Here is a 24,297-nt window from a genome sequence, read left to right as displayed (position 1 = left end):
CCATGTCATTCAAAACCTTACAGGCGATTCAATCGTGTCCGTATTATTAGCAATAACCCGGACGTTTCTGCTCGTGAATAACTGTTGGGCGTCATGAAATTCAGTATCCAGGTCACATGCGGCGGGGAGGTTATCTTTGCCGGGCATTCGCAAAAGGATCGCCCTGTCTACTACGGCGCACCGCCAGAAACCGGGTTGTGGCGGGTGAGCATTCCAAAGTTTGAAGATTTTGTAGCCGGCAAACTGTTGGCAATGTCATTTGGGGACTCAATCGACGAGTTCCGCTTTGGGTTCGAGATCGGTGAGTTGGAGGAGTGGGGGACGTGGTTCACTTCAATGAGTAACTACATGAGCTACCGGCCAAAGCACAAGACATTCATCTCCGTTGGGCAGTTGGAGTGGAAGGCAGTCAAGCACCTATCCACGTCTGAGCAGTTGAAAATGCTTGGCGATGCGCTCGTTTCATCGATCGAACGAATAGCCACGGCTAAGTGCAAGCCCAAGGATTTTGACCACACGGCTCTGGCTCAAACCGTTCGTGGCATCCTGCGCTCGTGCGAGCCATCTCTCGTCGAGGCTGACGCATGACGCCCAACCCATCATTCCACCGGACCTCGCGCCTGCGGCGCGCGTCCGGTGAATTCAAACGTTCCTGAGCGTCCGCTTTCCCAACTGGCCGATGTCCGCAAAGGGCACGAAGTACGCATTCGCCAGAAAGGAAAGCTGCCGTTCCCGACCTCTCAAGGATGAACGGCAGGTAAGCGGCGGATTACTGCCCGATTGAGCGCCTCAGGCCAATGGCCGTTATGGCCGAGCAGCACTCAGTCAGTCTTTAGGCTGTACGACCGCTCCACTCAGAAACCGACCGGTGGACCGCCGTCACGACGGATGCCACTTCAGGGCACAACTGAGACAGTCACAGATCCATGGACTCTTCCTGTCAGGCGGGTCCTAATCGTCGAAGTACGCGAAGGACTTCAGGAGTCGGCCCAATCAGTATGCATGGCGCTAGAATGCCATCGTTATTACCGAGGCCGACTACCTTGAAAACCAATTATGTTCTGATCGACTATGAAAACGTCCAGCCAGGAGCCATGGCTGTCCTAGATCAGGAACACGTCAAGGTTCTCGTCTTTGTCGGTGCCAACCAGTCAAAGGTCACTTACGAGGTTGCTGATACCCTGCAGCAGATGGGAAATCGGGCTGAGTACATCAAGATCACCGGCAACGGTTCAAATGCGTTGGACTTCCACATTGCGTTTTACATCGGGGTGTTGGCAGGAATTGAACCCGGTGCGTACTTCCATATTGTTTCTGCCGACAAGGGATTTGATCCGCTAATCCAGCACCTGAAAGCCAAGAAGATATTGGCTTGTCGATCCAAGGACGTTACCGAGATTCCAATCGTCAAGGCAGCATGTTCTAAGTCACCGGCTGAGCGAGTGGAGATTGTTGTTGCTGATCTTCAACGTCGGGGTGCATCGAAGCCACGGAAGTTAAAAACCCTGGGCAGCACGATCAACAGTATTTTTCAGAAGTCGCTTTCTGAGCCTGAAATTGAGGCTCTTCTGGCCGCTTTGCAGAAGCAGGGGCATGTGACTGTGACTGAGAGCGGGGTTAGCTACTCTCTGCCGAACTGAATTGAGCTGCCGGATTACTTACAAATATTTCCAAAATGAAGAAAATCGAAAAGCTTGAAGTGAGCTGGAACGGGTTGTTGCAGGTCATTTCAAAGGTTGTGAGCCAGTGGAATCCGCCACGGCTAAAGTCCGAAATTTCATACCGGAATAACCTCCTTGCTGTGCTTCGCGAAGTATTGCCTGCAGATACTCAGCTGGAGAAGGAATATCGGCACCGAGGCACTACAATCGATATCTGGCTCAAGTGGCAAGGTATCCTTCAATGCGACGAGCTTGCTTTCGAGTTGAAGGTCAATTTGAAGAAGAAAACCGAATTTGATCGCCTGGTTGGTCAGATCGAAGGCTTGGACCCACGCCGAAATAAGGTGCTAGTCGTCCTAATTGGCGAGACAGAACGAGATCTACTTGGAAGACTTGAGGCCAAGTACGTTACCCAGATCAAAGGTGATGTGGCCGGGGATAAATACTTGGCAATTGTCCAGGTTAGCATTCCTGAAAACTAAGCTGGAGTGGATTTTTCGGCGGTGTTATCGTCTGAAAGTCGGCCAAAGCCGCCGCTCAGATCCGTCGAGCAATCCGGCCGGTTTAGTTGCCAAGCCGACGATCAGAACCATCTACGAAATACGGGGCGATTCAGTCGCGTAACCATCATCTCCATGTTGCGCTTGCACAACCGTTGAGTGTTCTCTGCAAAGCGACCAGCGATCTGCCATACTGCGATTGTGCGCGGCGCAACTTTTGGAGAGTAATTGCGTGTCAGACTCCAAAGTAGGTACAGGTTGGTTTTCTAGGGGCCGGCTTGAACTGACGCTTCGTTAGTACTCAACTGGTTGGGCTAGCGCACACCTACTCTTGCTTGACTCCTCGGCGTAGTTCATAAACCGAAAGAAACCAAACTTTCTGCTGTGGCGGCGTAGATGCTGATGTAGTAATCACTCTTTCCCGCCGAAGTACAACCTGGATTACAGCCTGGTGCCGATGCGGAAAAATTACGTTGGCGCGCAGTCCCAAATGGTCAGTTATCTTCTGATCTCCTCCACCCAGCGCTTCGACGGATGCCCGTCCAAGCATTTCGACGTCGTCTAGCTCGTTAACCATCCGTTTCGCGATTCCGAGCAGCGTAAGACTCTGAAACTGGCGCTCCCTCAACCGGCTCTGACCAGTTATATGGCGCCAGCCGACCCGATTCACTAGTACATGCCCGATGCATGGATTGCCCGTCAGAGAGGCATATGCATCAATCGACCATTGCTTGTAGAAGCCCCGCGCGGCTTTATGCATTGTCTGATTGGCGGCTGGAATGATCAGATCAGCCCTTTCAGCCGTGATAACCGGTAGTGTCTTGTCGATAGGTCCGGAACCACACAAACGATGAAAATCACCTTTTGTGTGGGAGCCAAAGCGCTGCCCCTTCGGAATGAGAAGCAAGCCAGAATTCGTCTTCGAGTACGTATCCTCGCTCTTCAGATCGGCCCACCACGCAGGCGGATTCTTTTTATCCACGGCGTCGTCGACGAAAACGATGACGCAAGGACCGTTTACCGCCTTCCAGCGATTCTTGTGTTTTATTAAGTAGCTGCCGCCGAGGCTGACCCCAACTTTATCGGGGTGCTGCTGCTGATCCTGACGATACCCATTTCCGCCGCACTTGACCTGGACAAAAACAAGACCGCCGGTCTCCCTTTGCCCCTTGCGCATAATCACGACCCCGTCTACCCCGTTGTCGTTTCTGGCCTCATACTCCTGCCAACCGCACGCCCACGGCTCACGCACAAATGTGGCGACAACCCTTATGCCGACAGCTTCTTTCTGAGAATTTGAGTACATCAGCAATATGAGCCAGCTAAGCATTAGGACCAGGTCATTTTGCACAAAGACCGACGCGAGAACAACAGCACATCAACATCCCGTACAAATACCAATGTTTTACGATTATCAATATGCGGACCGGTGGGGCCGCTGAATAACTGTTGGGGGTAGCAAGCCGTGAAGATGCTTCACTCTTCTGAAATGGACTGCCTATCTGTTCCGGATCAGTATTTCTCTTTGGCACGCAGCTATCTTGAGGGCAGTCGCGTTCTTTGCGAAGCAATGGTCAACGACGATTACACGCCTCAGTACTCCAACAGTCGAGTAATTCTTCATCTCTGCCGCCATGCCATTGAACTGTTTCTCAAGGGTGCAATTTCAAAGGCGAGGAATCGGCAACCACCAAAGACCCACAACTTGGTGAACCTCGTCGGTGAGTATGAGCAAGCTCTTCCCGGCGAAAACTTTCGGTTTGAAGTTCCCTTTGGCGTTGAAGCTCTCGGTAACTTGGCACTATTTCCCGAGCTGGAGGCACTTATTGATGAACACCACAAAACCCTTGACCAACGGTACCGATATCCCACGGACTCAGCGGGAAAACCATTTTCTGGCGTGGAAGGTTTCATCGCACGAAGCTACTTATCCGACCTAGCTCGCTTGTCCAAGTCCTTTCTAAAGGTCGAACTTCAACTTAAAGGGGTGGGCTCGTGACACCTACCCCCAACCCAGCAGTCGAGCGGACCTGCGCAAAGAGCCGCGCAGGACGCTCACTTCTACGTTGGCCATCATGAGCACCATACCGATTTCTCTGTTTGTCGACAGCAACGCTTGGGATGCATTCTTCGACAGGGGCATTGATTTGCACTTGGAATTTCCTAGCGATCAATTTTCTATTCAGATAACAAAGGAAGCGGAATTTGAAATCGCTCAAATGCCCCCTGACAAACGTCAGTATGTCGAGGCCGCTCTGAATGACAAAATTATTTCTACCGATACGTATTTTGGGTTCAACGATGAATCTCTACCGCCGGAGCAACAACGAGTCGCTGGCTTTGATTGTGGGCGTTTTGCAAGCGAGGAAGAGTTGGCGGTTCTCCGCGCGGAGAGGTCTTCGGTTGGCCCAACCATGAGACCCACCGGTCTATACAAAAATGAGGCCGACGTCTCGCTTGCCGCGAGATCGACGGTATCAGTTGTCCTGACCTGCGATGGAAAAGGAGCGCTAAAGCGCGCCAAGAATATGTACGGTGGCACCGTCGTCGATCTAAAGAAATGGAACGCCGGAGAACCGCTTGCAACTTTTATTCGGGCTGAGCTTTCCAAATGATGGCTACCCCGCCGCTCCAGGGCGCCCGAGAAGCTGCGTATCTCGGTTCCCTTCGGCCTTCAGCCTCCGGTCGCCCCTGAGCGAGCACATTGGGCATCATCATTCACAATGCGCGGCGGCCTCTAATGTCCGAATCCACCAAGCTAGAAAATAAGACTCAATGAATGCTTATCCCCTCGGCGCTATAGTAGTCGGACCCGCCGCGAACCACGTATCGCGGCTCCGGCCACCGACAGATGCCGCACGAGCCTATGCATATGGGCAGCGACAACGGCTGAGGTGTTTCCGCGTTGGCTGCGGTCGAGACTTAATCGGAAGTTAGTGACGGAGATTGTCTTGACGAAACGAAGAAACAAACGAAAACGCAGTACGGAATCCGCAGTGGATGGGCCGTCCGAACAGCTCTTCGGTGGGCTGTCTCCCGAAGAGGGGCGAGCCTACGCGCTAATAACTGCTATGGAACGTAGGTTCAAGGTGTTCTACTTTGTTCCTCATCTGCCCCAGAATATGGAGGAAGCGAGCCCGCTGGGGTGGTACACCCCAGGACTTCATGCCGCGGCGGAACCTCTAATGGTGGCTGCAACGCTTCCCGCCGACATTCGCGAACCTCACTCCGATCGAAGTTTTGTGCTGGTTCAGCGCCTTCTCCGGGGAATCTGGCCAGTTGTTACTCCAATCAGTATCGACGCGGTTGCTGAAGTCCACCGGATGGTTGGCACACCGTTTCAGGTCTTCTTGACCAACGACGACACGGTGGCGGATGCAGTTGACTTGATTCTCAAGGATGTCGAAACGCCGGTCCTTCATGCTTCATCAATTCCGGGTGGTAGCCACATCAGCATAAGAGACCTATTCACAAACGGTATCTCCAAGTACACAAGAGAAGTGCTGGACGCGCTAGCCAGTCGAGATGAATGGAAAGCATTTGTGCGCCAAGCAAGACAACTCATAGCGGCTCAACCCCAGGTTCGTCCGAGAAAGCACCACCTCCAGGCTGGACACCACAATCTTGTGATGCCTAACGAGATCGCGTTAGCGGCATTCGGATGGAAGTTTCACCGAAGCAAGCCCATAAGCCAGCCTTTGATGGCCGACAACAGCTCCGAGACCTACATAAGCCGAATTTGCGAAAGCGCCGACGCAGTAGCTGAGGAGCGCGAGCGCTTACTTAAGGGCATGCCAAATGTGCCACGAGACCACCGCTACGTATTGGCTGTAGCAAGCGTGTACTGGGGGCACTACGAGAACTGGAGGGCACTAGTCCAAGAGTCGGCACCAGAAGTCCGCGAAGACCTCAAGCTCGCTTATGCGTCAGTCGTGCAGGCGAAGACCTACTTCGACTCGGTCAAGGTGGACGAGTTCGGCAAACCTGCAGTCGGAAAGCTTTACTTGGCTATGAACCAGCTGCGGGGGGATGACATGCGCACTTTTACCTCCGGCTTGTCACTGCTTGCGGCGGCTTCTCTTGTTCCAGTGTTACGTCTTGAACCGAGGCTCAATTCGATTCGAGGTGACCTGAAGATGCTTGCAGACTGCACAAGAGCAGAAGCGCAGAGAAGGATCGAGTGGAAGACTTCCCGTCTCATGACAAGGTTAGGACAAAAGATGCGGTCACTAATCGCCCCCCCCTTTCTCCAGCGTATCGATGCGCCGGCAAGGAACGGGCAAGTCGAGGGCATGAAACTCGTAAGCGACCTGCCGCTTGAGCTGTTACCCACCGATGGTCTTCCGTTGGGCCTTCGTTACGACACGTCGCGCCTTAATCCTCTTCCAGGGAACATGTTCCTGCAGCAGTGTTCCCTACCTCCAATAGTGTTGCCACAAGAAAGATTCGAGGAAATCCTCGTCATACGTTCATTTGCGCCGGACGATCGGCTCAAACCTCTATTTGAGCGAGCGACCAATATTGTCACAACGAACGAGCCATCTCAGAAGATACGGTATCGGATCGTTGACGTTGAGAATGAGGGTGAATTCGTTGCAGCTGTGAACGATTACGAGGGCGCGATTGTCGTTTTTGATTGTCACGGTCGATTTGACGAAACCTTGGGGATGGGCACTTTGGTAATCGGTGGTGCCTCCTTGAATCCATGGGATCTCAAGAACCGAATTCAAATGCCACCGATTGTTATGTTCAGCGCATGCGACACCCAGCCCATAGATGGATCGCATAGTTCTGTCGCCACTGCGGCTTTTGCGCTTGGCGCACGTGCTGTGCTTGCTACCATTCTCCCAATACGAGCGCTGGAAGCAGCAGTATTCAGCGGGAGGATGAGTTTACGACTCGCACAGTTTGTTCCCGATGCGCTTAAGTACAGGACGTTGCTCACTTGGCGCGAAGTTGTGTCTGGCATGTTGCGAATGTCTCACTGCACGGAGGTGCTTCGCAGGCTAATGAGCCATGCTCGCTTGTCACTTAGCGAAGACGATTTCCATAACGTGTTACTCACGGCAAACGTCGCAATCAATGGTCGCAAAGCTCACTGGTTTGAGGCGTTCTTGAAGGAGCTGGCGACTTGCTCGGGAAGGACTTTGGGTTCCCTGAAAGAAGATGTCGAAAGGTGGGCGGGGATGACCGAAGCAATGAAACACACACAGCTTGGTGCTCCTGAAAGCATTATCATTGTCGGAAAATATCCCGAACAGGTTCTTGCCGAGCGAGGACTACATTCAACGACCGCGAATGTGTAGCGGCAGCTCAGGTCACTGGCTGGCCGAGTTCACTACCGCACGCGCCCAAAGCGGAAGTGGCCAATCCTCCAAAGTGACGCTCGCTTTGGGCGCATAGCTGCCTAGGACGTCCTACTCACACAGCATGCGCCTGCAACCGCCTAGAAGCGGCCTTCGGTGCCCTTCTATTCAACGCTGTCATTGGCCCTAGCAACGTTGCTTGCCTTGATAATCGAATCCCAAAGGGATAGTCTTTCGATCCTAGGCGTCACGGCGCTTACTCTCCACGGAGTAAGGTCTCAATGGCTCTGTTTCCTTCCTACGACGATCCAGCACCGACAATTAGCGGGCTTAGCCGAACGCAACAAGTTCATCGAATTGTTGATTTTTTCTCCGCGGCTCAAGTGGTTTCAGAGAACATCCTATATGTGCCGCTTACGACAAATTTTGAAGATCCAAATGAAGGACTCGACGCCGCAATTGACCTACTTGCGGTTTCAGCAGGTCCTTGTGCTGGGATAACGCGTGTCTTTCGTAGCCAGGCGGAATTTGTCGAACACCAGCGCACTATTGCAAGTCGCAGCTATGTGTCCTCTTGGACAATGACAAAAGAGTCGGTGGCAATGTGGGCGTTGTACTCAACTGACCATTCGTCCGTTCAAATTACCACTACTATTGCTAGCCTCGGACAGGCAGCCAACGCACTTGCCGCGGTTGACGCGGACCCCAGACCAGCCATTACCAGTGGGTCGCAGTCGGGGCAGTTTCTCAACAGCAGCAAGATATCAGCCGTCCAATACGATGATCTCAGTTCGATTGGAAGGAAAATTGATCGACGGCGACGTGCCTACGACAAGCTTAATGGGGCTGGAAAGATTGTGCCGCACAAGTCACTGACTGCTATGAGCGCTAGAGATAGTTTTCGCTCAATGCAGTATCGATTCTCAGCTTTGGAATTGAAAGACTCTTCATTTGCGCACGAATCCGAGATCAGATTAGTGCTTACCTATTCCCCATACACCCCATCAACACTAGCTACCGCAGCTATTAGTCTGCAGGAGATGCTTGCACGCCCAGATACCAATATCTCCCTTCCAGAGCATGATTCCGCAATGCTGGCCTACGCTAGAGCCATTTTGCGCGAAGAAGCTCTCAGGCAAAAACTTGTGTGTAAAGACAGTATCAGTCTCCCGCTACAGCCCGATTTCATTTCAAACGTCACAATAGATCCTCGTTGCAGCCCTCATAAAAGGAACTTTATTCAAGCATATTTCAAGACCCATGGAATTCCTGTGCTTGAATCTAAGTGCTTTGGGCACGCATCAAGCCACTTTTCAGTGACACCTCGAGTTCCCTTAAACCAAGAAGGTAATTAACTCATCGATCCCCGGTACATCACGAAATTAACCTTAGCAAACTGGCGACGTCAAAAATTGAAAGACAGCTTTCACACCCGCCATCTGGCCGCTTAGTGCACTCGGAGTACGCGTTCGCCAGATAGGAAAGCTGCCGTTCGCGACCTATCAGGGCTCAACGGCGGCAAATCGCCGGATTGCTGCCCGATAGGGCGCGTCAGGCCAACGGCCGTTGTGGTCGGAACAGCACCGATACATTGTGGTATCGAGAGAGACATTTTTTTAATCAGCAAGCCGACAATGCATATGGATATTTTCAGAACACGATAGGCTCTTGTTGGACGATGGCCGATTCGGATAAGGTCAAGAGGGGGTAGCCCTAGAACCACGTCACCCTCTTGATGCCCTATGTTGGAAATATTTTCGTGTTGCCTCGACTAATCCTTATACCCAGTGACAGCTACCTGTCGGCAAGCACTAGCGCGATTGCCCGTGTCGGTCCGAAGACCAGCATTTCTGGATCAGAATGTTCAGTACTGCGCCTGAACTGATCGAGTAGCTTGCGCTCGTTCTCGGTAACGATGGTCGTGCCGAGCGCGTGTTCCACCGCTTCGAACGTTGCGGGGTGGTATTCCCTGAAAACCAATCGCAAGAGATACACGGGGTCAACGTTAAGCGCGCGAGCGATTGGACCGACGGTATCAATCGGAAGTTTGGTCAGCCCCTGCTTGAACATCGTGATGACGTTGGCAGAATCGTATCCAATCTCGGTAGCAATCTCTTTCTGGCTTTTTCCTGATTCGTTGATCTTGATGGTAAGGAATTGAGCGACTGTCATTTTCGACATGTAAACCTCCAATACTGTGGGTTGAGAAGAGCATCACCGCTATTGGTGACACAACTCACAGTATTGGGGGAGGTAGATGGCAGGGCGATATCGAAGCGGGAAAGGTTGAATTCGCGGTGGAGCAGGTGATATACGGCATATTCGAAACAGCCCGGTAGCAATTGCCTCCCCGATTCCATCACCAAGTACCTCAAACTGGTGTCAATTGCTTTGTAACAGGCCATGGTGCTTTCCTAAACCCAATAGCGGTTGGAGTCTTGTTATTCCATATGGTTCACGGCACGATTCCGGCATGAATATAATTTTTCTACATCTTCGTTAGTAGGCACATCGTGGGCTTCCTCAACCGAGACTGGACAGACGCCGAGAAGTGGGCAATGGGCCTCGCTTCCACAGCAGTTATTGGCTCATTCGCTCTGATCTACAATGCCCTCGAACCAAGCGTTATCGCTGAGATTGCGAGCACTCGTGACAAGAACGGACGTTGCGTAGACGTCGAAGTACTCCTTCGCAACGATACAAAAGCCGATGCTACCGACATCGAGATCGCGTTTGCGGTAGATCATTTCACGACACAGGGTACGATCACCCTAGAGTACGGGGACGAGAGAGACCAGATGATTCCCTCTGGTCAGAAGACATTGTTGCAACGCCAACCATACATTCCAATTCAATTTAGGTTCGATCCGAGTGCCAATGTACTTCACGTCCCTAGGCTTCAACCTACTCAGTATCTCCACTTTTACTTTGGTGGCGAATCTGTTAACGAGCAAGAGCGGGCTAATAGCCGCGAACGATTGTTAGCGGCTCAAGATCCGTCAGTGATGGACATGCCGCACGTAACCGCTGTCACACGCAAAGATGGATCTGTTTTAGTCAAGCGAGCTGTAAAGTGTAAGGAGTAGCGGCTACGCTACTTTGCGCTCCCTCGCAGCCCCAGTAGCCCCTCATTATTCCCGATCATTCGTTATTCATAACCACCTACTTTCGCTTCGGGCACTCCTCGGATGATCGCTGATTGCGTAGATGTAAAGAGGGTGATTCGAAGATGCATTATTATTCGAGCATGAGAACTGCCGTTTCCTTCCAGCCTCGAATGCCCCGTGGATTTACCCTCGTCGAAATTTCGATTGTGTTGGTGATCATGGCTTTGGTGTTGGGGGCCGGAATGAGTTTGCTGATGGCGCAAGTCGATTCGCAGCGCCAAGCGGCGACTAGGGTGAAAGAGGAAACGATTCGGTCGGCACTGACCAACTTCATTTCCCGCAATAGTCGGCTCCCGTGTCCCGCCGATCCGACGCTTGCCGCAGGCGATGCCAACTTTGGCGTTGAGGCCGCAACGCCAGGGACTTGCACCGGAATTATCAGTACAGGTGCGGCACCCGCTGTCGTCGTAACGGGTTTGGTCCCATGGGTCTCATTAGGCTTGGCCGCCGAGACGGCTGCCGATGGTTTCTTCAACCAATTCTCCTATCAAGTGGTAGCCAGCGCCACAAACCTGAATCTCAGGACAATCCCAGGTATGCGGGGTTATATCTCACTGCATTCGAGTGGCCCTGGTGTGCTCGGCCAAGCCCCTGCTGGCAACCAGATCAACGACTGCAGCAATGGGCTAGCGTTCAATCCTTGCGCAGCGGTGGCGGTGATCGTTTCCCATGGTAAGAATGGCTTTGGTGCCTTTCTGGCCGGAGGGGCGAGATCCTCCACAGCCGGAACGGGTGCCGATGAACGAGCCAACGCAGATAACGACAGTCAGTATGTCCGGAAGGATTTCTCCGAGATCGCCGGCAATCGGTTCGATGATGTTCTGCTCGCGCTGACACCGAATGACCTATTGGCGCCCCTTACACAAAACGGATCGTTGAAGGATTCTCGCGCCGCGATCATTGCGACGACAGAGCAAATGAAGGGAGCAATCATTGCCAATGCGGTGTCCCTTCGATCTGGTGCCGCGGGTGCAATGCAATACCCATTACCAAATGCGCTTTGGTTCGCAACCAATCTGACTGCACCCGACCCATGGGGGGCCGCCTTTGAATACACGCCCGTCACGTCGCCCATATCAGCCACAACACTGCCTGGGGCCATCGCATTCACCATACTGTCGCGAGGCGCTGACAACGCGACACCAACGACGGACGATACCTTGGTGGCGGTGACAGCAGGGGAATTGCAGGCAGCTTTCGCCAAGGTCGGCTTATAAGCACCGCGATGTTGAACTTCATCAAGAACCTGGTCACTCTCAACGGCGCTCTGCTGAACAAAGCTCGGTCAATTACTGCCTATACAGAGGCATTGGCCTTTCAGGAGGCAAACGAGCACGACAAAGCGCTGGCGCTAATGATCGAGGCATCCGAACTGGGCAATGTCCAGGCCATGTCTGTTCTCGGCTCGATGTACCTCCTTGGCAGAGGCGTGAAGGAGGATGGGCGACAGGCTGTGGCGTGGCTGCAAAAGGCCATTGATGGCGGATTTGAGGATGCCATTTCTGTACTTGGCATGGCTTACGCGACGGGCAAGGCGGGCATTAAGGTCGACATCCCGAAAGCTCGCGAAATGCTTATTTTCTCGGCTGATCGAGGTGATGAACAATCGGCGCGCATGCTCGGCATGATGGACCGGGGCGAAGGAGTTTTTCGGGGCCAGAAGAAGAGCCGACGTTGAGTTACTGCCAACGTGACACTAGCCAACGTGGTGTCTGCGCGAAATTCCAAAGCCTCCACTGCCTCATCCTTGCAAGCCTCGCGTCTATGCAGCCAGCCTTTGCTCAATATCATTGCACCTAGAAGTACCGCGCCCCTTTGACGCTCACAGTGAAGCTCTCTTGCCAAGACTAATTTTGATCCGTCATCTGGGTGAAGTCGGCCATCCAATTGCCGGAAAACACACAAAATGAACGTCAGCAGCCCCCCCGGACAGCAAACACTCGGTGAATCGGTGACCGTCCGAAAGTAGCGCCCCCAACCCGGCCTGTTCCGTCAATGCCAAACCGCCAAACGATATGGCGACATTGCCGTCGTCATAATACAATGAGCACCCTTTTGGCATATCCGGTGCGCCGATGTCCCTATCTTCCCTCTCCGACATCTTCCTCTCCCAGCACGCCCGCCTGCTGGAAATCACCACCGCACTCCCCGACGCTTCGCTGCTCGTCGAACGCTTCACCGGCCGGGAAGCCGTCTCGGAAACCTTCCGCTTTGAAATCGACTGTCTGTCCACCAACGCCTATCTCGATCTCAAGGCGCTGATCGGCGAGGAAATCACCCTGCGGCTGTTGCAGGCCGACGGCAGCAAACGGTCCTGGCATGGCTACGTCACCGAAGCCTTGCAGCTGGGGGCCGATGGCGGCCTGGCCCGCTACCGGGTAATCATGGAACCCTGGCTCGCCTTCCTCGGCCTGCGCCGCGACAACTACCTGTTCCAGGACAAGACGGTCATCGACATCCTGACCCAGATCTTCGCCGACTACCCGCCCGCCCAGTGGACCAGCCAGGTCACCCAGAAACTGCGCCAGTACAGCACGGCGACGCAGTACCGTGAAACTGACCTGGCCTTCATTCAGCGCCTGCTCGCCGAAGAAGGCTTGTCCTACCGCTTCAGCCACGACCAGTCGGCCAGTGCCGGGGATGACGCCAGCCACGCCCGCCATCAACTGGTCATCTTCGACCGCGACAGCGAACTGCCGGTTGCCGCCCAGCCGGACATCCGTTTCCATCGCAGCGCCGCCACCGAAACCACCGACACGATCCAGGTCTGGCAGGAACAGCGCTCGGTCCAGCCCAATGCCGTGTCGCTCGCCGGCTGGGATTACAAGACACTGGTCGCCACCGGCGCCGAAGCCACCAGTGCGCTGGATAACGGCGAACTGCCGCGCCTCGAAATCCACGATGCCTCGCAAGCCTACCGCTTCGAAGACAGCAGCGCCGCGCAGTTGCGCACCGACCTGTTGCTCGCCGCCCACGAAGCGAAATACCGTTGCTTCACCGGTGAAGGCAGCGTCCGCCAACTGGCCGAAGGCACCGTCTTCACGCTGACCCAGCACGCTTCCTATAGCGGCGACGATGCCCGCTTCACCGTGCTCGGCGTCGACCACCACGGCGCCAACAATCTCGGCGCCCAGGCCGCCGCACTGCTCGGTAGCACCGATATCGAAAGCGGCAGCTACCGCAACCGGTGCACCGCCCAGCCGGCGACGGTGCCCGTCGTGCCGCTACCCATCGCCAAGCCGCAGGCCCGCTCGCAAACCGCCCATGTCGTCGGCCTGCCCGATGCCGTGCTGACCACCGAGCGCGATCATCGGATCAAGATCCAGTTCCCCTGGCAACGCGGCGCCACCCCCAATGCCGGCGGCCTGACCGAAACCGCCGGGGCCGGCAAGACCGGCAATGCGCCGGGCAACGACCAGTCCGGCACCTGGGTGCGGGTCGCCGAATGGCTGTCCGGCGCCAACTGGGGCAGCCATTTCCTGCCGCGCATCGGCAGCGAAGTGCTGGTCGACTTCCTGGGCGCCGACATCGACCGCCCGATCATCGTCGGCCAAGCCTACAACGGCGCCGACCTGCCACCCTTCAGTGCCGGCCATGAAGCCGGGGCCAATCACCCCGGAGTGCTCTCCGGCTGGATGAGCCACAATTTCGAAGAAGGCCATAACCAGTGGGTGCTCGACGACTCGCCGGGCCAGTCGCGCACGCGCCTGGCGACCAGCGAGAACGCCGGCCAGCTCAGCCTCGGCCATCTCATCCATCAGGCCCCGGAAAGCGCCAGCCGGGGGGCGTGGCGCGGTAGCGGCTTCGAACTCCGGAGCGATGCCTGGCTCGCCGTACGCGCTGGCGAGGGCATCCTGATCTCGGCCACCGCCCGCCCGAACGGGCAAAGCACGCAGATGGACGTCGCCGAAACGGTCGCCCAACTGAAAGCCGCCGAAGAAACCGCCAAAGCCCTGTCCGATGCCGCCAGCGGCCAAACCGCCCTGCCACTGAAAGGCAATGCCGAGCAGACGAAATTCATCAAGACGATCGACCCCCAGCAGGACGGCAAATTCACCGCCAGCGTCGGCGGTCAGCCGGCGCAGAAAGCCCGGCCCGGCAGCCGCGAACTTGGCGAGCCGACCGAACGCTTCGCCGAACCGATCATCCTCAACGAAGCCCCCAGCGACATCGGCCTGTCCACCCCGGCCAGCACCCTGCTCTATGCCGGCGGCCACCTGCACGCCACTGTCCAGCAGGACTTGCACATCGCCAGCGCCCACACCATCGCCACCACCGTCGGCGCCGGGGCCAGCTGGTTCAGCCATTCAGGCGGCATCAAGAGCATCGCCGCCGCCGGCAGCCACACCATCCAGGCCAACACCGACCAGATGGAAATCCTCGCCGACCAGTCGGTGACGATCACCAGCAGCAACGACGAGATTCATATCCTGGCGAAAGAGAAGATCGTGCTGCAGGCCGGGCAATCTTCGGTGACGCTGGAAGGCAGCAACATCACCTTCGCCTGTCCGGGGACGTTCTCAGTGAAGGGCGGCGGGAATGCGTTTGTGGGGCCGGGAAATGGGGCGGCGGGGTTGGAGCGGTTGCCGGAAGGGAAAGCCCAGGAAGCATCCAACTGGATCGACATTTCGCACATGGATGCCGATGGGGATGCGCTTGCCGGGCAAGGCTACAAGATTCATTTTGAAGACGGCTCAATCATCAGCGGAAAACTCGATGGCGCCGGCCAGGCCCACCACGAAAATGTGCCGAAGCTTGCTCAGTACGTCGAGTACGAACCCCGGCAGCCGGAACAAGGCTCTCCTTGGGATGCGCTTGATCAGTTGATTAATGCCGCACGAGGAAAGCTTGGGTAAAGCTATGTGGAATGACCTTGAAAATGCCTTGGCATGGTATGCGGCGGCCCCCTCGCGCTGGCTGGGCAGCGCAAAACAGGATTTGTCGGCGGCGGCCGAGTGGATCTGGATCGTCCTGCAAGGTGACTTCGTTGAAGAACAAAGCACCGCACAAGTCGTAACCGGAACCGTGATCTCCATGATCCCGCTGGTTGATCAGCTCTGCGATATCCGGGATGTGGTCGCCAATTGCAAAAAAATCAATCAGGACAACAGTAACCGGTGGGCCTGGGTAGCGTTGGCGCTCACCCTCATTGGACTGTTCCCGACGCTGGGCAGTCTGGTCAAGGGCTGCTTCAAGGTGATGTTCGCCTACGGACGCAAAGCCATGTTCAGCGCTGGAAAGGTGGCGCTTGACGCCGACATGTGGAAGGCTAGCAAGCCTTTCGTGGAAAAGGGAATCGGCAAACTGAACGATTTCCTGGCCCGCCCGGAAGTGCGCAAGACGCTCAAGGCGCTGAAAATCGACAGTCCCTACAAATACTTGGCTGACCAGTTGCGTACGGTCTCCAGCAGTCTTTCTGTCGGCAAGCTGAGCGTCGCCTTCGACACCGCCATCGGCGCCCTGAACAAGTTGCTCGACCTGGTGAAGAAATGGGGGACGACGGCCATGCAAACCCAGGCCGGCCAGCTACTGCAAACGGTCAAGAAAGTTCGGGAACAAGCCAACAAGGCAATGGCCGATGCCCTGGCGCCGGTTCAGAACTACCTCAATCGACTGGCCCAGCGGCTTGATGTCGAACGCCGTGTGAATCACCGTGCCAGCACCAATGTGCCGAATCCGCATGGTTCGACGCGGATGCAGTTGGATGAGGAAATTGCGGAGTTGAGGAAGGCAAAACCGGAGTGGGTGAAGGTTGGGAAGAAAGGGACATATCAAGCAGCGGAAGTACCGCCTACCATCCCCGCGACTCATTTCGATATCGGCAACACAGCGCCCAAGCCATTGCGGGATGTCTTTTCAACCTTCCACGGCACCATCACTCCCGACATCCTGCAGCCCGGCACGGTGCTCTATCGGGTACTCGACGCCAAGTCGAACGACAATGCCGTCTATTGGATGAGCAAGGACGAATTCGATGCCCTGCACGCCAAACCGGAATGGCGCGAGCGTTTCGCCGTCTGGAAGCACTGGAACAGCAATGGCGAATACTTGACCTACACCGTGCCGCCCGGCAAGGGTATGCCGGTCTGGCGAGGCAAGGCAGCCTCGCAGCGTCTTGAAGACAAGGGAATCCCCGTTCCTGCCGACAACAGCGGCAACTACTTCTGGCTCGAAGGCGGCCACGAGCAGATCGCCGTCAATCCCAAACTGCTCAATCCCGAACACGCCAGCAAACGCGAATTCACCGGTTGGGGCTACGACGACGGCGACATCGAGGTTAACCTCGTCGGCGTGCCTATTCTGGAACGGAACTGGAGATAAGAATATATGTTGAAGCCCGCCCCACTGATTCCGCAGGAAATCTACCTGCTCGAACGATACAGCTCCCTCGATTACTTCGGACAGATGCGCGATGCCTTTGAAGCTTGCGTCAAGGCTGCCGAGAATGCGCTTGGCGAGTTCATGAAACATCTGCCGCCGGATTACCGGAATCAACCGCTATGGAAACAGCCGGACGCCGTCTGGGGCGAGCGGGTGATTCCAAACCTGCAATTTTCATTACAGGGAGTCTTCAACGGGTACATCCGACTTAGTCATGGAGACTTTGAAGGTCTCGCACTGGCTGGAAACGTCACGTCATCATTTGCCGGCGTCAACCGCGATTACGATATCGAATGGATGCCAGAACCGTTCCAGTCGGAGTACGACCGAAACGAAAGAATCGCTTCTGAACTCGCCTCAAATATTTTCCATACCCAGCAAGGTAATTGGAGCATCGGGTCTTTAAGCAGTCGGTACCATGATTGCCGAGGACCACTCAACGCTCCGCCAAGTTGGCCCATCTACCGATTGAACCACGCCATCACGGTAAAAACTGACGACAAGGTTCCGCAAAACGGAGTTTACCTCCCCGATGCCCCCAATAGCGCGGCCCAGTTCCTGATCAAGGGGTATGAAGCCTGGGAAGCCAACGTTCAGCCTACGCCCGAGGAACTTACCCCCTCTGGCTATTTCAAGGACCCAAGCATCCACCAAGCCTGCACCTGGACCCTGGTCGAGCGCGTTGCCGATAGCGGCGGTGGCACTGGTTGCGGTCCGCAAGGGGAAACCGGAGGTGCAATCCGCCGCCCCAACGTCCCCGCCAACCATCCCTGCCCCGAAACCGGCTGGTGGTTCACCCCGGCCAAGGCCGGTTCCCGCCGCTACTTCAAACAAGGTGAAGCCATGCCCTCTCTTGGTGGCGATTACGGCATCACGTTCTGGCAATGGTCGCCGGATCAGTCTGCGCCTACGCTGTAATGTATGGGCGGGCAAAGTGTGATCAAACCAGACAAAACCATCGAACCCGAGCACGTGATGTACGGCATTCGCCTGATGACCCCGAAAGGTCGTGATCCGGGCTATCTGGTAAAAGTCGAGCGGCGTCATGCCAGATATCTTCAATGGTTCGGCTTTACCCTCTGCGGCGGTCAGGCGGAAGCCCTGATCGCGGCCCAAGCCTGGCGCGATGAGCAAACTCGCCAACTGGAACCGCTGACCAAGCAAGAGTTTGTTTCGCAAATACGGACCAATAACACTTCAGGGGCGGCCGGTGTCGTGCGGACGACACAACGCAGTAAAACCCGTTCGGGACGGGTTTGGTCGGCCGATTACTGGGTTGCCCGACCGCCACGTGGCATCAAGGTCAGCGCCCGGTATTTTTCGATCTCTAAGCATGGCGAGGAAGGCGCGAGGCTGCTGGCCTTTGCTGCACGGCAGGAGATGGAGACCTTGTGCAGCGGTTACCATGCGCCGCATGTGCCGGAGGGGTTTCAATTGGGTGCGAGCTAAGGGCAATCCAGCGACATCTGAGTAGAGGCAAAGTAGCTGCAATTCGAAGCCATGCCGACCGATGACTGACTGCTCAAATTCAGGTTGCTGACTTTCGTCACTCTGTTTTAGGGATGACGGGATCGGGCGCATCTCGGACTGTCGTTGATAGCGAGCGTGGCGACACAACGTTGCCCTTGAAAGCCCTAGAAGAGAAGCAACTGACCTAAGTCCTGCGTTGGAAGTATTTTTGCGCTCCTACTGGGGAGTCTTATACTTCGGTGCCCCGGGTGAACCTCAATGCATCCAAATGCTGGAGATGATGGAACGGGGCGAAGGTTTTTTTGCCACAAAATACGTCGAAGTGGGCGAGTTGGTAGATAGCAGCCCTCTCACCTGCAGTGCTAAAGCGGACTTTGCGAATGCTTCGAGGCATAATCGCCACCTCAAAAATTAGCCCTTCCTCGGGGGCTACTATTGTCTGTTCTTCGCCACAATCGAAAAATAATTTTCAGCCCTGTGGCGATGGGTCTGGATAACTAGCTTCAACTGATGGGACATCTGATGGGATTTGCCAAGTTACCAAAAACGAAAAACCCGCAATCCATTACTGGGTGCGGGTTTCGCGTTGTCGCTTTGGCGGAGAGGGTGGGATTCGAACCCACGGTACCTTGCAGTACGCCTGATTTCGAATCAGGTACATTCGACCACTCTGCCACCTCTCCAAAGCGGGCAAGATAATAGCACAAGAGATGCGCTGGACGACAAGATTACTACTACTGATTTTGGTTTTTTTCCCTGCCGCCTGCGGCGAGTGGGGAAGTATGCCCCTGCCTTTTCCGACCCCGGCCCAGCACGACCTCGTCGTTCTGACCAATTCGGGGCCGCTGACCCGCGTCGCCGACGACAACGGCAACGTCAATGGCCTTGAGCACGATCTCGCCGAAGCCTTCGCCCGGGAACTCGGGGTTGCGGTAAAGCATGTTGTTGTTCCGCAAGAAGAAATGGATGCCTATCTGGCCCGGGGCAATTACCATCTGGCGGCCGGCTGGCTGTCGCCGGTCGCCGATCGGCAGATTCAGGCGACGCCGCCGATTTTCCAGACCCACGACGTTCTGGCCCAGAACGATGCTTCGCTGCCGCTCACCGAACTCGACCAACTAAGCGGCAAGACCGTGCATGCGATGGCCGGATCGCGTCAGGCCGCCAACCTGCATCGGCTGGCCAAAACCATTCCACAGCTGACGGTCGTCGAAGTCCGGGACGGCGACATTCTCGATCTGCTCGAATCGCTCGGCAACAGCGAGGTCGAACTGGTCGCCATGGACAACAATCTCGAAGACATCGCCAACCAGTTTGTACCGAACCTGCGGACCTCGCTGACGCTCAGCGATGAGCAGCCGATTGTCTGGCTGCTCGGGCCGCACCCCAACCCGGAACTGGCCGCCCGGGCCAAGGCCTTCATCGAGCGCATTCAGCTCGACGGCACGCTGGCCAAGCTGGAAGATCGCTACTTTGGTCACGTTCGCCGCCTGAACCAGGCCGATGTCATCAAGTTCCTCGGCGAGATCGAGACCACCCTGCCGGACCTGCGGAAATTCTTTTACGCCGCGGAAGTCATCAGCGGCATCGACTGGCGATTGATCGCCGCGGTCGCCTATCACGAGTCACATTGGGATGCGAATGCGACCAGCCCGACCGGCGTGCGCGGCATCATGATGCTGACCGAAGAAACCGCCGACCGGATGAAGGTGAGCAATCGCCTCAATCCGCGCGAGAGCATCGTGGCCGGCGCCCGCTACATCAACCAGCTCAAGGAAATGCAGCCGGACGAGGCACGCGAGCCGGACCGCACCTGGCTGGCCCTCGCCTCCTACAACATCGGCCCCGGCCACTTCAACGCGGCCCGCACCATTGCCCGGCAACTCGGCGCTGACCCGACCGCCTGGTTCGAAATGAAGCACATCCTGCCGCTACTGGCCAAGCCGAAATACTACGAGCGGCTGAAATCCGGCCGGGCGCGCGGCGGCGAGGCGGTGATCCTGGTCGAGAACATTCGCAGCTACTACGACATTCTGGTGCGCAACGAGCCGGCCCTGCAGTCGATCTCCAGCAAGATGGAGAAGAGGATCGGCCTGCAGGGCGACGGCCCCGGGCTGAAACTCAAGCGCTGAGCTTCTCCAGCCCGCCCATGTAGGGACGCAGCACGGCGGGAACGGTGACGCTGCCATCGGCGTTCTGGAAATTCTCCAGGATGGCGACCAACGTCCGGCCGACGGCCAGGCCGGAACCGTTCAGCGTGTGCACCAGCTCGGTCTTGTTCTTGTCGTTGCGGAAACGCGTCTGCATGCGGCGGGCCTGGAAGGCGCCGAAGTTGGAACAGGACGAGATTTCGCGGTAGGTGTTCTGGGCCGGCAACCAGACTTCGAGATCGTAGGTCTTGGCGGCGGAAAAGCCCATGTCGCCGGAACACAGCGCCATGCGGCGATACGGCAGTTCCAGCTTTTCGAGAATGGTCTCGGCCTGCCGCGTCAGTTCCTCATGTGCTGCGGCGGATTGCTCCGGGTGCACGATCTGCACCAATTCCACCTTGTCGAACTGGTGCTGGCGGATCATGCCGCGCACGTCGCGGCCGCCGGAACCGGCTTCCGAACGGAAGCACGGGGTGTGGCTGACGAACTTCAGCGGCAGCGCCTCGGCAGCGAGAATTTCGTCGCGCACGATGTTGGTCACCGGCACTTCGGCGGTCGGGATCAGGTAGAGCGGATCCTGATCGCCGCGCAGCACCTTGAACAGGTCTTCCTCGAACTTCGGCAGCTGGCCGGTACCGTTCAGGCTGGCGGCATTGACCAGGTAAGGGACATAGACTTCGGTGTAGCCATGTTCGGCGGTGTGCGTGTCGAGCATGAACTGGGCAAGCGCCCGATGCAGGCGGGCAACGCCGCCCTTGAGCAGCGAGAAACGGGCGCCGGAAATCTTGGCGGCGGTGGCGAAGTCGAGCTGGCCGAGTTGCTCGCCAACATCGGTGTGATCCTTGACCGGGAAGTCGAAAACGCGCGGCGTACCCCAGCGCTTGATTTCGACATTGCCGCTTTCATCGCTGCCGACCGGCACCGACTCGTCGGGAATATTCGGCAACGCGGCGAGGATCGCGTTGAATTTTTCCAGCAGTTCGCCGAGGCGGGCTTCCGAAGCCTTCAACTCGTCGCCCAGCGCGCCGACCTGGGCCATCACCTCGGAGGCGTCCTGGCCCTTGCCCTTCAACATGCCGATCTGCTTGGACAGGCTGTTGCGCTGCGCCTGCAGTTCCTGGGTGCGGGTCTGCAGCGTCTTGCGCTCGGCTTCCAGCGCCTTGAATTCGGAAAAGTCGATCGGCTTGCCGCGCTTGGCGAGGCCCTCGGCCACGGCGTCGAGATTGGAGCGAAGTTGTTGGATGTCGAGCATGTTTTTTCCTGATTTTGGTCGGTCGACCGCAGCAATTATGGCAAAGGGCCGATTATACGCGATGCGACTGGAGGCCCGCGGCAGGTGGGACAAGCGCCCGTTCGGGGATTATCATGGTCGGCACGAATGCCGTCCGCCCCCCTCATGCCCAAGCCCTTCCGCCACTACCTGCCCGCCCTCGCCCTGCTTCTTCCCGTCACCTGTTTTCCGGCGGCCCCGGCGAGCACGCCGCAGCAATGGTGCGCGGCAATCGGCGAGCGCCTGGGCAGCGTCCCGCCGGCACTCTGCAACAAGCTTCAATTGCAGGCCGCCCCGATCCAGTCGGTCCGGCACAACGCCCTGATGTTCCGCGACCTGCCGCCAGCCCCGCGCAAGATTGCCAGCCTTGGCGCCCCCCCGAAACGGCCGCTACGCATCCTGCTGGTCGGCGGCATCCACGGCGACGAACTGACTTCGGCGTCGATTGTCTTTCGCTGGCTGCAATGGGTCGATGAAGCCGAACCCGGGCAGTACCACTGGCGGGTCATTCCGGTGGCCAACCCGGATGGCCTTCTGGCCAGCCCGGCGCAACGAATGAATGCCAACGGCGTCGATCTCAACCGTAACTTCCCGACCCCCGACTGGCACAGCAACGCCCACAGCTACTGGGCCAGCAAGACCCAGCGCGACCCGCGCCGCTTCCCCGGCAAGGATGCGATGTCGGAGCAGGAAACCCGCTGGCTGCACGACCAGATCGAAAGCTTCAAGCCGAACCTGATTGTCAGCGTCCACGCCCCGTTCGGCATCCTCGACTTCGACGGCCCGGCCCGCCAGCCGCGCCGCTTCGGCAGCCTCAGCCTCAACCGGCTGGGCATCTATCCGGGCTCGCTCGGCAATTACGGCGGGGAGCACAAGAACACCCCGGTCATCACCATCGAGCTGCCGCACGCGACCAGCATGCCGCCGCTGCGCGAACAGCGGAAAATCTGGGACGACATGTTGAGCTGGATACGGCAGAACCTGGCCAACAAGAATCTTTCGTGATTTAGCCAAGAACCCTGGCTCCGGCCGGCGCGGATCAAGCCGCCGACCGGGCGATGGTCTGCCCCTGATCCCTTATTTCTTGCCGGCCTGGCGATCCAGTTCGCGCAGATGCTGCAATTTCTCGCCGATCTTGCCTTCCAGCCCGCGCGGCGTCGGCTGGTACCAGCCCGGCTCCGGCATACCATCCGGCAGATAGCTTTCGCCGGCCGCGTAGGCTTCCGGCTCGTCGTGCGCGTAGCGGTAAGCATGGCCGTAGCCGAGTTCTTTCATCAATTTGGTCGGCGCATTGCGCAAATGCACCGGCACCGGCTGCGAACCGGCCTTGCTGACAAAGGCCCGCGCCTGGTTGTAGGCCATGTAGCCGGCGTTCGACTTGGCGGCGACGGCCAGGTAGATCACTGCCTGGCCGAGCGCCAGTTCGCCCTCCGGCGAGCCGAGCCGTTCGTAGGTTGCCGCCGCGTCGTTGGCGATCTGCATGGCGCGCGGGTCGGCCAGACCGATGTCTTCCCAGGCCATGCGGATGATCCGCCGGGCCAGGTAGCGCGGGTCGGCGCCGCCGTCGAGCATGCGGGTGAACCAGTAGAGCGCCGCATCCGGATTGGAACCGCGCACCGACTTGTGGAGGGCCGAAATCTGGTCGTAGAAGGCATCGCCGCCCTTGTCGAAACGGCGCAGGCTCTGGGCCAGCGTGGCCTCGATGAAAGCCCCATCCACCACGGCCAAACCCGCCGTATGCGCCGCCGTGCGGACCTGTTCGAGCAGATTGAGCAGACGCCGGGCATCGCCGTCGGCCAGACCGACCAGCCGTTCGCGGGCGCTGGCGTCGAATTCGAGATCGGCCAGCGCCCGTTCGCGAGCCCGGTCGAAGAGCTGCCCCATTTCGCTCTCGTCGAGCGATTTCAGCACATAGACCGAAGCCCTGGAGAGCAGCGCCGAGTTGACCTCGAACGAGGGGTTCTCGGTCGTCGCGCCGATGAAGGTAAACAAACCGGATTCGACGAAAGGCAAAAAGCCGTCCTGCTGCGCCTTGTTGAAACGGTGGATTTCATCGACGAACAGGATGGTGCGCTTGCCCTGGGCCCGCCACATCTCGGCCTGCACCACCGCCTCGCGCACTTCCTTGATGCCGGAAAACACCGCCGGCAAGGCGATGAACTCGCACTTGAACTGCGTCGCCATCATCCGCGCCAGCGTGGTTTTACCCACCCCCGGCGGCCCCCACAGGATCATTGAATGCGGCTGCCCGGAGGCAAAGGCCAGGCGCAGCGGCTTGCCCGGGCCGAGCAGGTGCTGCTGGCCGATCACCTCGTCCGGCGTCTGCGGGCGCAGTTGCTCGGCCAGCGGCACGCCAGTTTCAGGACCAGATTGGGAAAACAAATCGCTCATC

The 24,297-nt window shown here is 57.1% G+C and carries 20 protein-coding genes and 1 tRNA gene; 16 read left to right on the top strand and 5 right to left on the bottom strand.

What is annotated here, in order from left to right; translation table 11 throughout:
* Positions 1-93 precede the first annotated feature (93 nt).
* The 3 genes from KI611_RS06900 to KI611_RS06890 all read left to right on the top strand — a co-directional run bounded on the left by KI611_RS06900 (position 94) and on the right by KI611_RS06890 (position 2,143).
* Entirely contained in the window at positions 94-588 is a 495-nt protein-coding gene (locus KI611_RS06900; protein ID WP_226419091.1) for a hypothetical protein, read from the top strand.
* Between the two features lie 455 nt (positions 589-1,043).
* Positions 1,044-1,640 (top strand): PIN domain-containing protein, encoded by a 597-nt coding sequence (locus KI611_RS06895; protein WP_226419090.1) that lies wholly within the window; start codon positions 1,044-1,046, stop codon positions 1,638-1,640.
* Positions 1,641-1,675: 35 nt separating this feature from the next.
* A complete protein-coding gene (locus KI611_RS06890; RefSeq protein ID WP_226419089.1) occupies positions 1,676-2,143 on the top strand; it encodes a hypothetical protein in 468 nt (155 codons plus the stop codon).
* A gap of 343 nt (positions 2,144-2,486) precedes the next feature.
* On the opposite strand, the gene KI611_RS06885 is transcribed toward KI611_RS06890, so the two are convergent.
* On the bottom strand, positions 2,487-3,491 hold the full coding sequence (locus tag KI611_RS06885; protein ID WP_226419088.1) for a DUF4365 domain-containing protein: 1,005 nt from the start codon (positions 3,489-3,491) through the stop codon (positions 2,487-2,489).
* A gap of 135 nt (positions 3,492-3,626) precedes the next feature.
* Between KI611_RS06885 and KI611_RS06880 the strand changes: the two genes are divergently transcribed.
* The 4 genes from KI611_RS06880 to KI611_RS06865 all read left to right on the top strand — a co-directional run bounded on the left by KI611_RS06880 (position 3,627) and on the right by KI611_RS06865 (position 8,822).
* Positions 3,627-4,160 (top strand): hypothetical protein, encoded by a 534-nt coding sequence (locus KI611_RS06880; RefSeq protein WP_226419087.1) that lies wholly within the window; start codon positions 3,627-3,629, stop codon positions 4,158-4,160.
* A 76-nt stretch (positions 4,161-4,236) separates the two neighbouring features.
* On the top strand, positions 4,237-4,776 hold the full coding sequence (locus tag KI611_RS06875) for a hypothetical protein (protein WP_226419086.1): 540 nt from the start codon (positions 4,237-4,239) through the stop codon (positions 4,774-4,776).
* Between the two features lie 456 nt (positions 4,777-5,232).
* Complete coding sequence (locus tag KI611_RS06870) at positions 5,233-7,467, top strand: CHAT domain-containing protein (protein ID WP_226419085.1); 2,235 nt, start codon at positions 5,233-5,235, stop codon at positions 7,465-7,467.
* Between the two features lie 281 nt (positions 7,468-7,748).
* Positions 7,749-8,822 (top strand): hypothetical protein, encoded by a 1,074-nt coding sequence (locus KI611_RS06865; RefSeq protein ID WP_226419084.1) that lies wholly within the window; start codon positions 7,749-7,751, stop codon positions 8,820-8,822.
* Positions 8,823-9,261: 439 nt separating this feature from the next.
* On the opposite strand, the gene KI611_RS06860 is transcribed toward KI611_RS06865, so the two are convergent.
* A complete protein-coding gene (locus tag KI611_RS06860) occupies positions 9,262-9,648 on the bottom strand; it encodes a helix-turn-helix domain-containing protein (protein ID WP_226419083.1) in 387 nt (128 codons plus the stop codon).
* 377 nt (positions 9,649-10,025) lie between these two features.
* Here KI611_RS06860 and KI611_RS06855 point away from each other — a divergent pair, with 377 nt between their 5' ends.
* The 7 genes from KI611_RS06855 to KI611_RS06825 all read left to right on the top strand — a co-directional run bounded on the left by KI611_RS06855 (position 10,026) and on the right by KI611_RS06825 (position 18,464).
* The gene (locus KI611_RS06855) at positions 10,026-10,553 is read left to right on the top strand and encodes a hypothetical protein (protein ID WP_226419082.1); all 528 of its coding nucleotides are present in this window, start codon (positions 10,026-10,028) and stop codon (positions 10,551-10,553) included.
* Between the two features lie 191 nt (positions 10,554-10,744).
* Positions 10,745-11,851 carry a type II secretion system protein gene (locus tag KI611_RS06850; RefSeq protein WP_226419081.1) on the top strand — a complete coding sequence of 369 codons (1,107 nt, stop codon included), beginning with the start codon at positions 10,745-10,747 and terminating at the stop codon, positions 11,849-11,851.
* Positions 11,852-11,859: 8 nt separating this feature from the next.
* Positions 11,860-12,312 carry a tetratricopeptide repeat protein gene (locus KI611_RS06845; protein WP_226419080.1) on the top strand — a complete coding sequence of 151 codons (453 nt, stop codon included), beginning with the start codon at positions 11,860-11,862 and terminating at the stop codon, positions 12,310-12,312.
* Positions 12,313-12,709: 397 nt separating this feature from the next.
* Complete coding sequence (locus KI611_RS06840) at positions 12,710-15,490, top strand: type VI secretion system Vgr family protein (protein WP_226419079.1); 2,781 nt, start codon at positions 12,710-12,712, stop codon at positions 15,488-15,490.
* Entirely contained in the window at positions 15,465-16,955 is a 1,491-nt protein-coding gene (locus KI611_RS06835; protein ID WP_226419078.1) for a hypothetical protein, read from the top strand. The genes KI611_RS06840 and KI611_RS06835 overlap by 26 nt, the downstream gene beginning before the upstream one ends.
* Before the next feature lie 6 nt (positions 16,956-16,961).
* Positions 16,962-17,933 carry a hypothetical protein gene (locus KI611_RS06830; protein ID WP_226419077.1) on the top strand — a complete coding sequence of 324 codons (972 nt, stop codon included), beginning with the start codon at positions 16,962-16,964 and terminating at the stop codon, positions 17,931-17,933.
* An 18-nt stretch (positions 17,934-17,951) separates the two neighbouring features.
* The gene (locus KI611_RS06825; protein ID WP_226419076.1) at positions 17,952-18,464 is read left to right on the top strand and encodes an AP2/ERF family transcription factor; all 513 of its coding nucleotides are present in this window, start codon (positions 17,952-17,954) and stop codon (positions 18,462-18,464) included.
* A 616-nt stretch (positions 18,465-19,080) separates the two neighbouring features.
* Here the strand turns inward: KI611_RS06825 and KI611_RS06820 are convergent.
* Positions 19,081-19,168 (bottom strand) — tRNA-Ser (locus KI611_RS06820).
* Between the two features lie 99 nt (positions 19,169-19,267).
* Here KI611_RS06820 and mltF point away from each other — a divergent pair.
* Positions 19,268-20,617: a membrane-bound lytic murein transglycosylase MltF gene (gene mltF, locus KI611_RS06815; protein WP_226419075.1), complete on the top strand. Its 1,350-nt coding sequence runs from the start codon at positions 19,268-19,270 to the stop codon at positions 20,615-20,617.
* On the opposite strand, the gene serS is transcribed toward mltF, so the two are convergent.
* Positions 20,607-21,887: a serine--tRNA ligase gene (gene serS / locus KI611_RS06810; protein WP_226419074.1), complete on the bottom strand. Its 1,281-nt coding sequence runs from the start codon at positions 21,885-21,887 to the stop codon at positions 20,607-20,609. The genes mltF and serS overlap by 11 nt on opposite strands.
* Before the next feature lie 126 nt (positions 21,888-22,013).
* Between serS and KI611_RS06805 the strand changes: the two genes are divergently transcribed.
* Positions 22,014-22,910, top strand: coding sequence for a M14 family zinc carboxypeptidase (locus tag KI611_RS06805; RefSeq protein ID WP_226419073.1), 897 nt, complete (start codon positions 22,014-22,016; stop codon positions 22,908-22,910).
* A 72-nt stretch (positions 22,911-22,982) separates the two neighbouring features.
* Here KI611_RS06805 and KI611_RS06800 read toward each other — a convergent pair whose 3' ends face one another.
* Positions 22,983-24,296, bottom strand: a complete 1,314-nt coding sequence (locus tag KI611_RS06800; protein ID WP_226419072.1) for a replication-associated recombination protein A — start codon at positions 24,294-24,296, stop codon at positions 22,983-22,985.
* Position 24,297: the final 1 nt, after the last annotated feature.

Source organism: Dechloromonas denitrificans (assembly GCF_020510685.1).
Lineage (GTDB): Bacteria > Pseudomonadota > Gammaproteobacteria > Burkholderiales > Rhodocyclaceae > Azonexus > Azonexus denitrificans_A.
The sequence above is the reverse complement of the archived record's forward strand: the minus strand, read 5'-3'. Positions and strand labels throughout refer to the sequence as shown.

Excerpts from the sequence above, each read along its gene's own strand:
- serS (WP_226419074.1), bottom strand. The coding sequence starts at position 21,887 with ATGCTCGACATCCAACAACTTCGCTCCAATCTCGACGCCGTGGCCGAG.
- KI611_RS06865 (WP_226419084.1), top strand. The coding sequence starts at position 7,749 with ATGGCTCTGTTTCCTTCCTACGACGATCCAGCACCGACAATTAGCGGG.
- KI611_RS06830 (WP_226419077.1), top strand. The coding sequence starts at position 16,962 with ATGTTGAAGCCCGCCCCACTGATTCCGCAGGAAATCTACCTGCTCGAA.
- KI611_RS06845 (WP_226419080.1), top strand. The coding sequence starts at position 11,860 with ATGTTGAACTTCATCAAGAACCTGGTCACTCTCAACGGCGCTCTGCTG.
- KI611_RS06860 (WP_226419083.1), bottom strand. The coding sequence starts at position 9,648 with ATGTCGAAAATGACAGTCGCTCAATTCCTTACCATCAAGATCAACGAA.
- KI611_RS06800 (WP_226419072.1), bottom strand. The coding sequence starts at position 24,296 with ATGAGCGATTTGTTTTCCCAATCTGGTCCTGAAACTGGCGTGCCGCTG.
- KI611_RS06835 (WP_226419078.1), top strand. The coding sequence starts at position 15,465 with ATGCCGCACGAGGAAAGCTTGGGTAAAGCTATGTGGAATGACCTTGAA.
- KI611_RS06875 (WP_226419086.1), top strand. The coding sequence starts at position 4,237 with ATGAGCACCATACCGATTTCTCTGTTTGTCGACAGCAACGCTTGGGAT.
- KI611_RS06805 (WP_226419073.1), top strand. The coding sequence starts at position 22,014 with ATGCCGTCCGCCCCCCTCATGCCCAAGCCCTTCCGCCACTACCTGCCC.
- KI611_RS06850 (WP_226419081.1), top strand. The coding sequence starts at position 10,745 with ATGCCCCGTGGATTTACCCTCGTCGAAATTTCGATTGTGTTGGTGATC.
- KI611_RS06870 (WP_226419085.1), top strand. The coding sequence starts at position 5,233 with ATGGAACGTAGGTTCAAGGTGTTCTACTTTGTTCCTCATCTGCCCCAG.
- KI611_RS06900 (WP_226419091.1), top strand. The coding sequence starts at position 94 with ATGAAATTCAGTATCCAGGTCACATGCGGCGGGGAGGTTATCTTTGCC.
- KI611_RS06885 (WP_226419088.1), bottom strand. The coding sequence starts at position 3,491 with ATGCTTAGCTGGCTCATATTGCTGATGTACTCAAATTCTCAGAAAGAA.
- KI611_RS06890 (WP_226419089.1), top strand. The coding sequence starts at position 1,676 with ATGAAGAAAATCGAAAAGCTTGAAGTGAGCTGGAACGGGTTGTTGCAG.
- mltF (WP_226419075.1), top strand. The coding sequence starts at position 19,268 with ATGCCCCTGCCTTTTCCGACCCCGGCCCAGCACGACCTCGTCGTTCTG.
- KI611_RS06840 (WP_226419079.1), top strand. The coding sequence starts at position 12,710 with ATGTCCCTATCTTCCCTCTCCGACATCTTCCTCTCCCAGCACGCCCGC.
- KI611_RS06855 (WP_226419082.1), top strand. The coding sequence starts at position 10,026 with ATGGGCCTCGCTTCCACAGCAGTTATTGGCTCATTCGCTCTGATCTAC.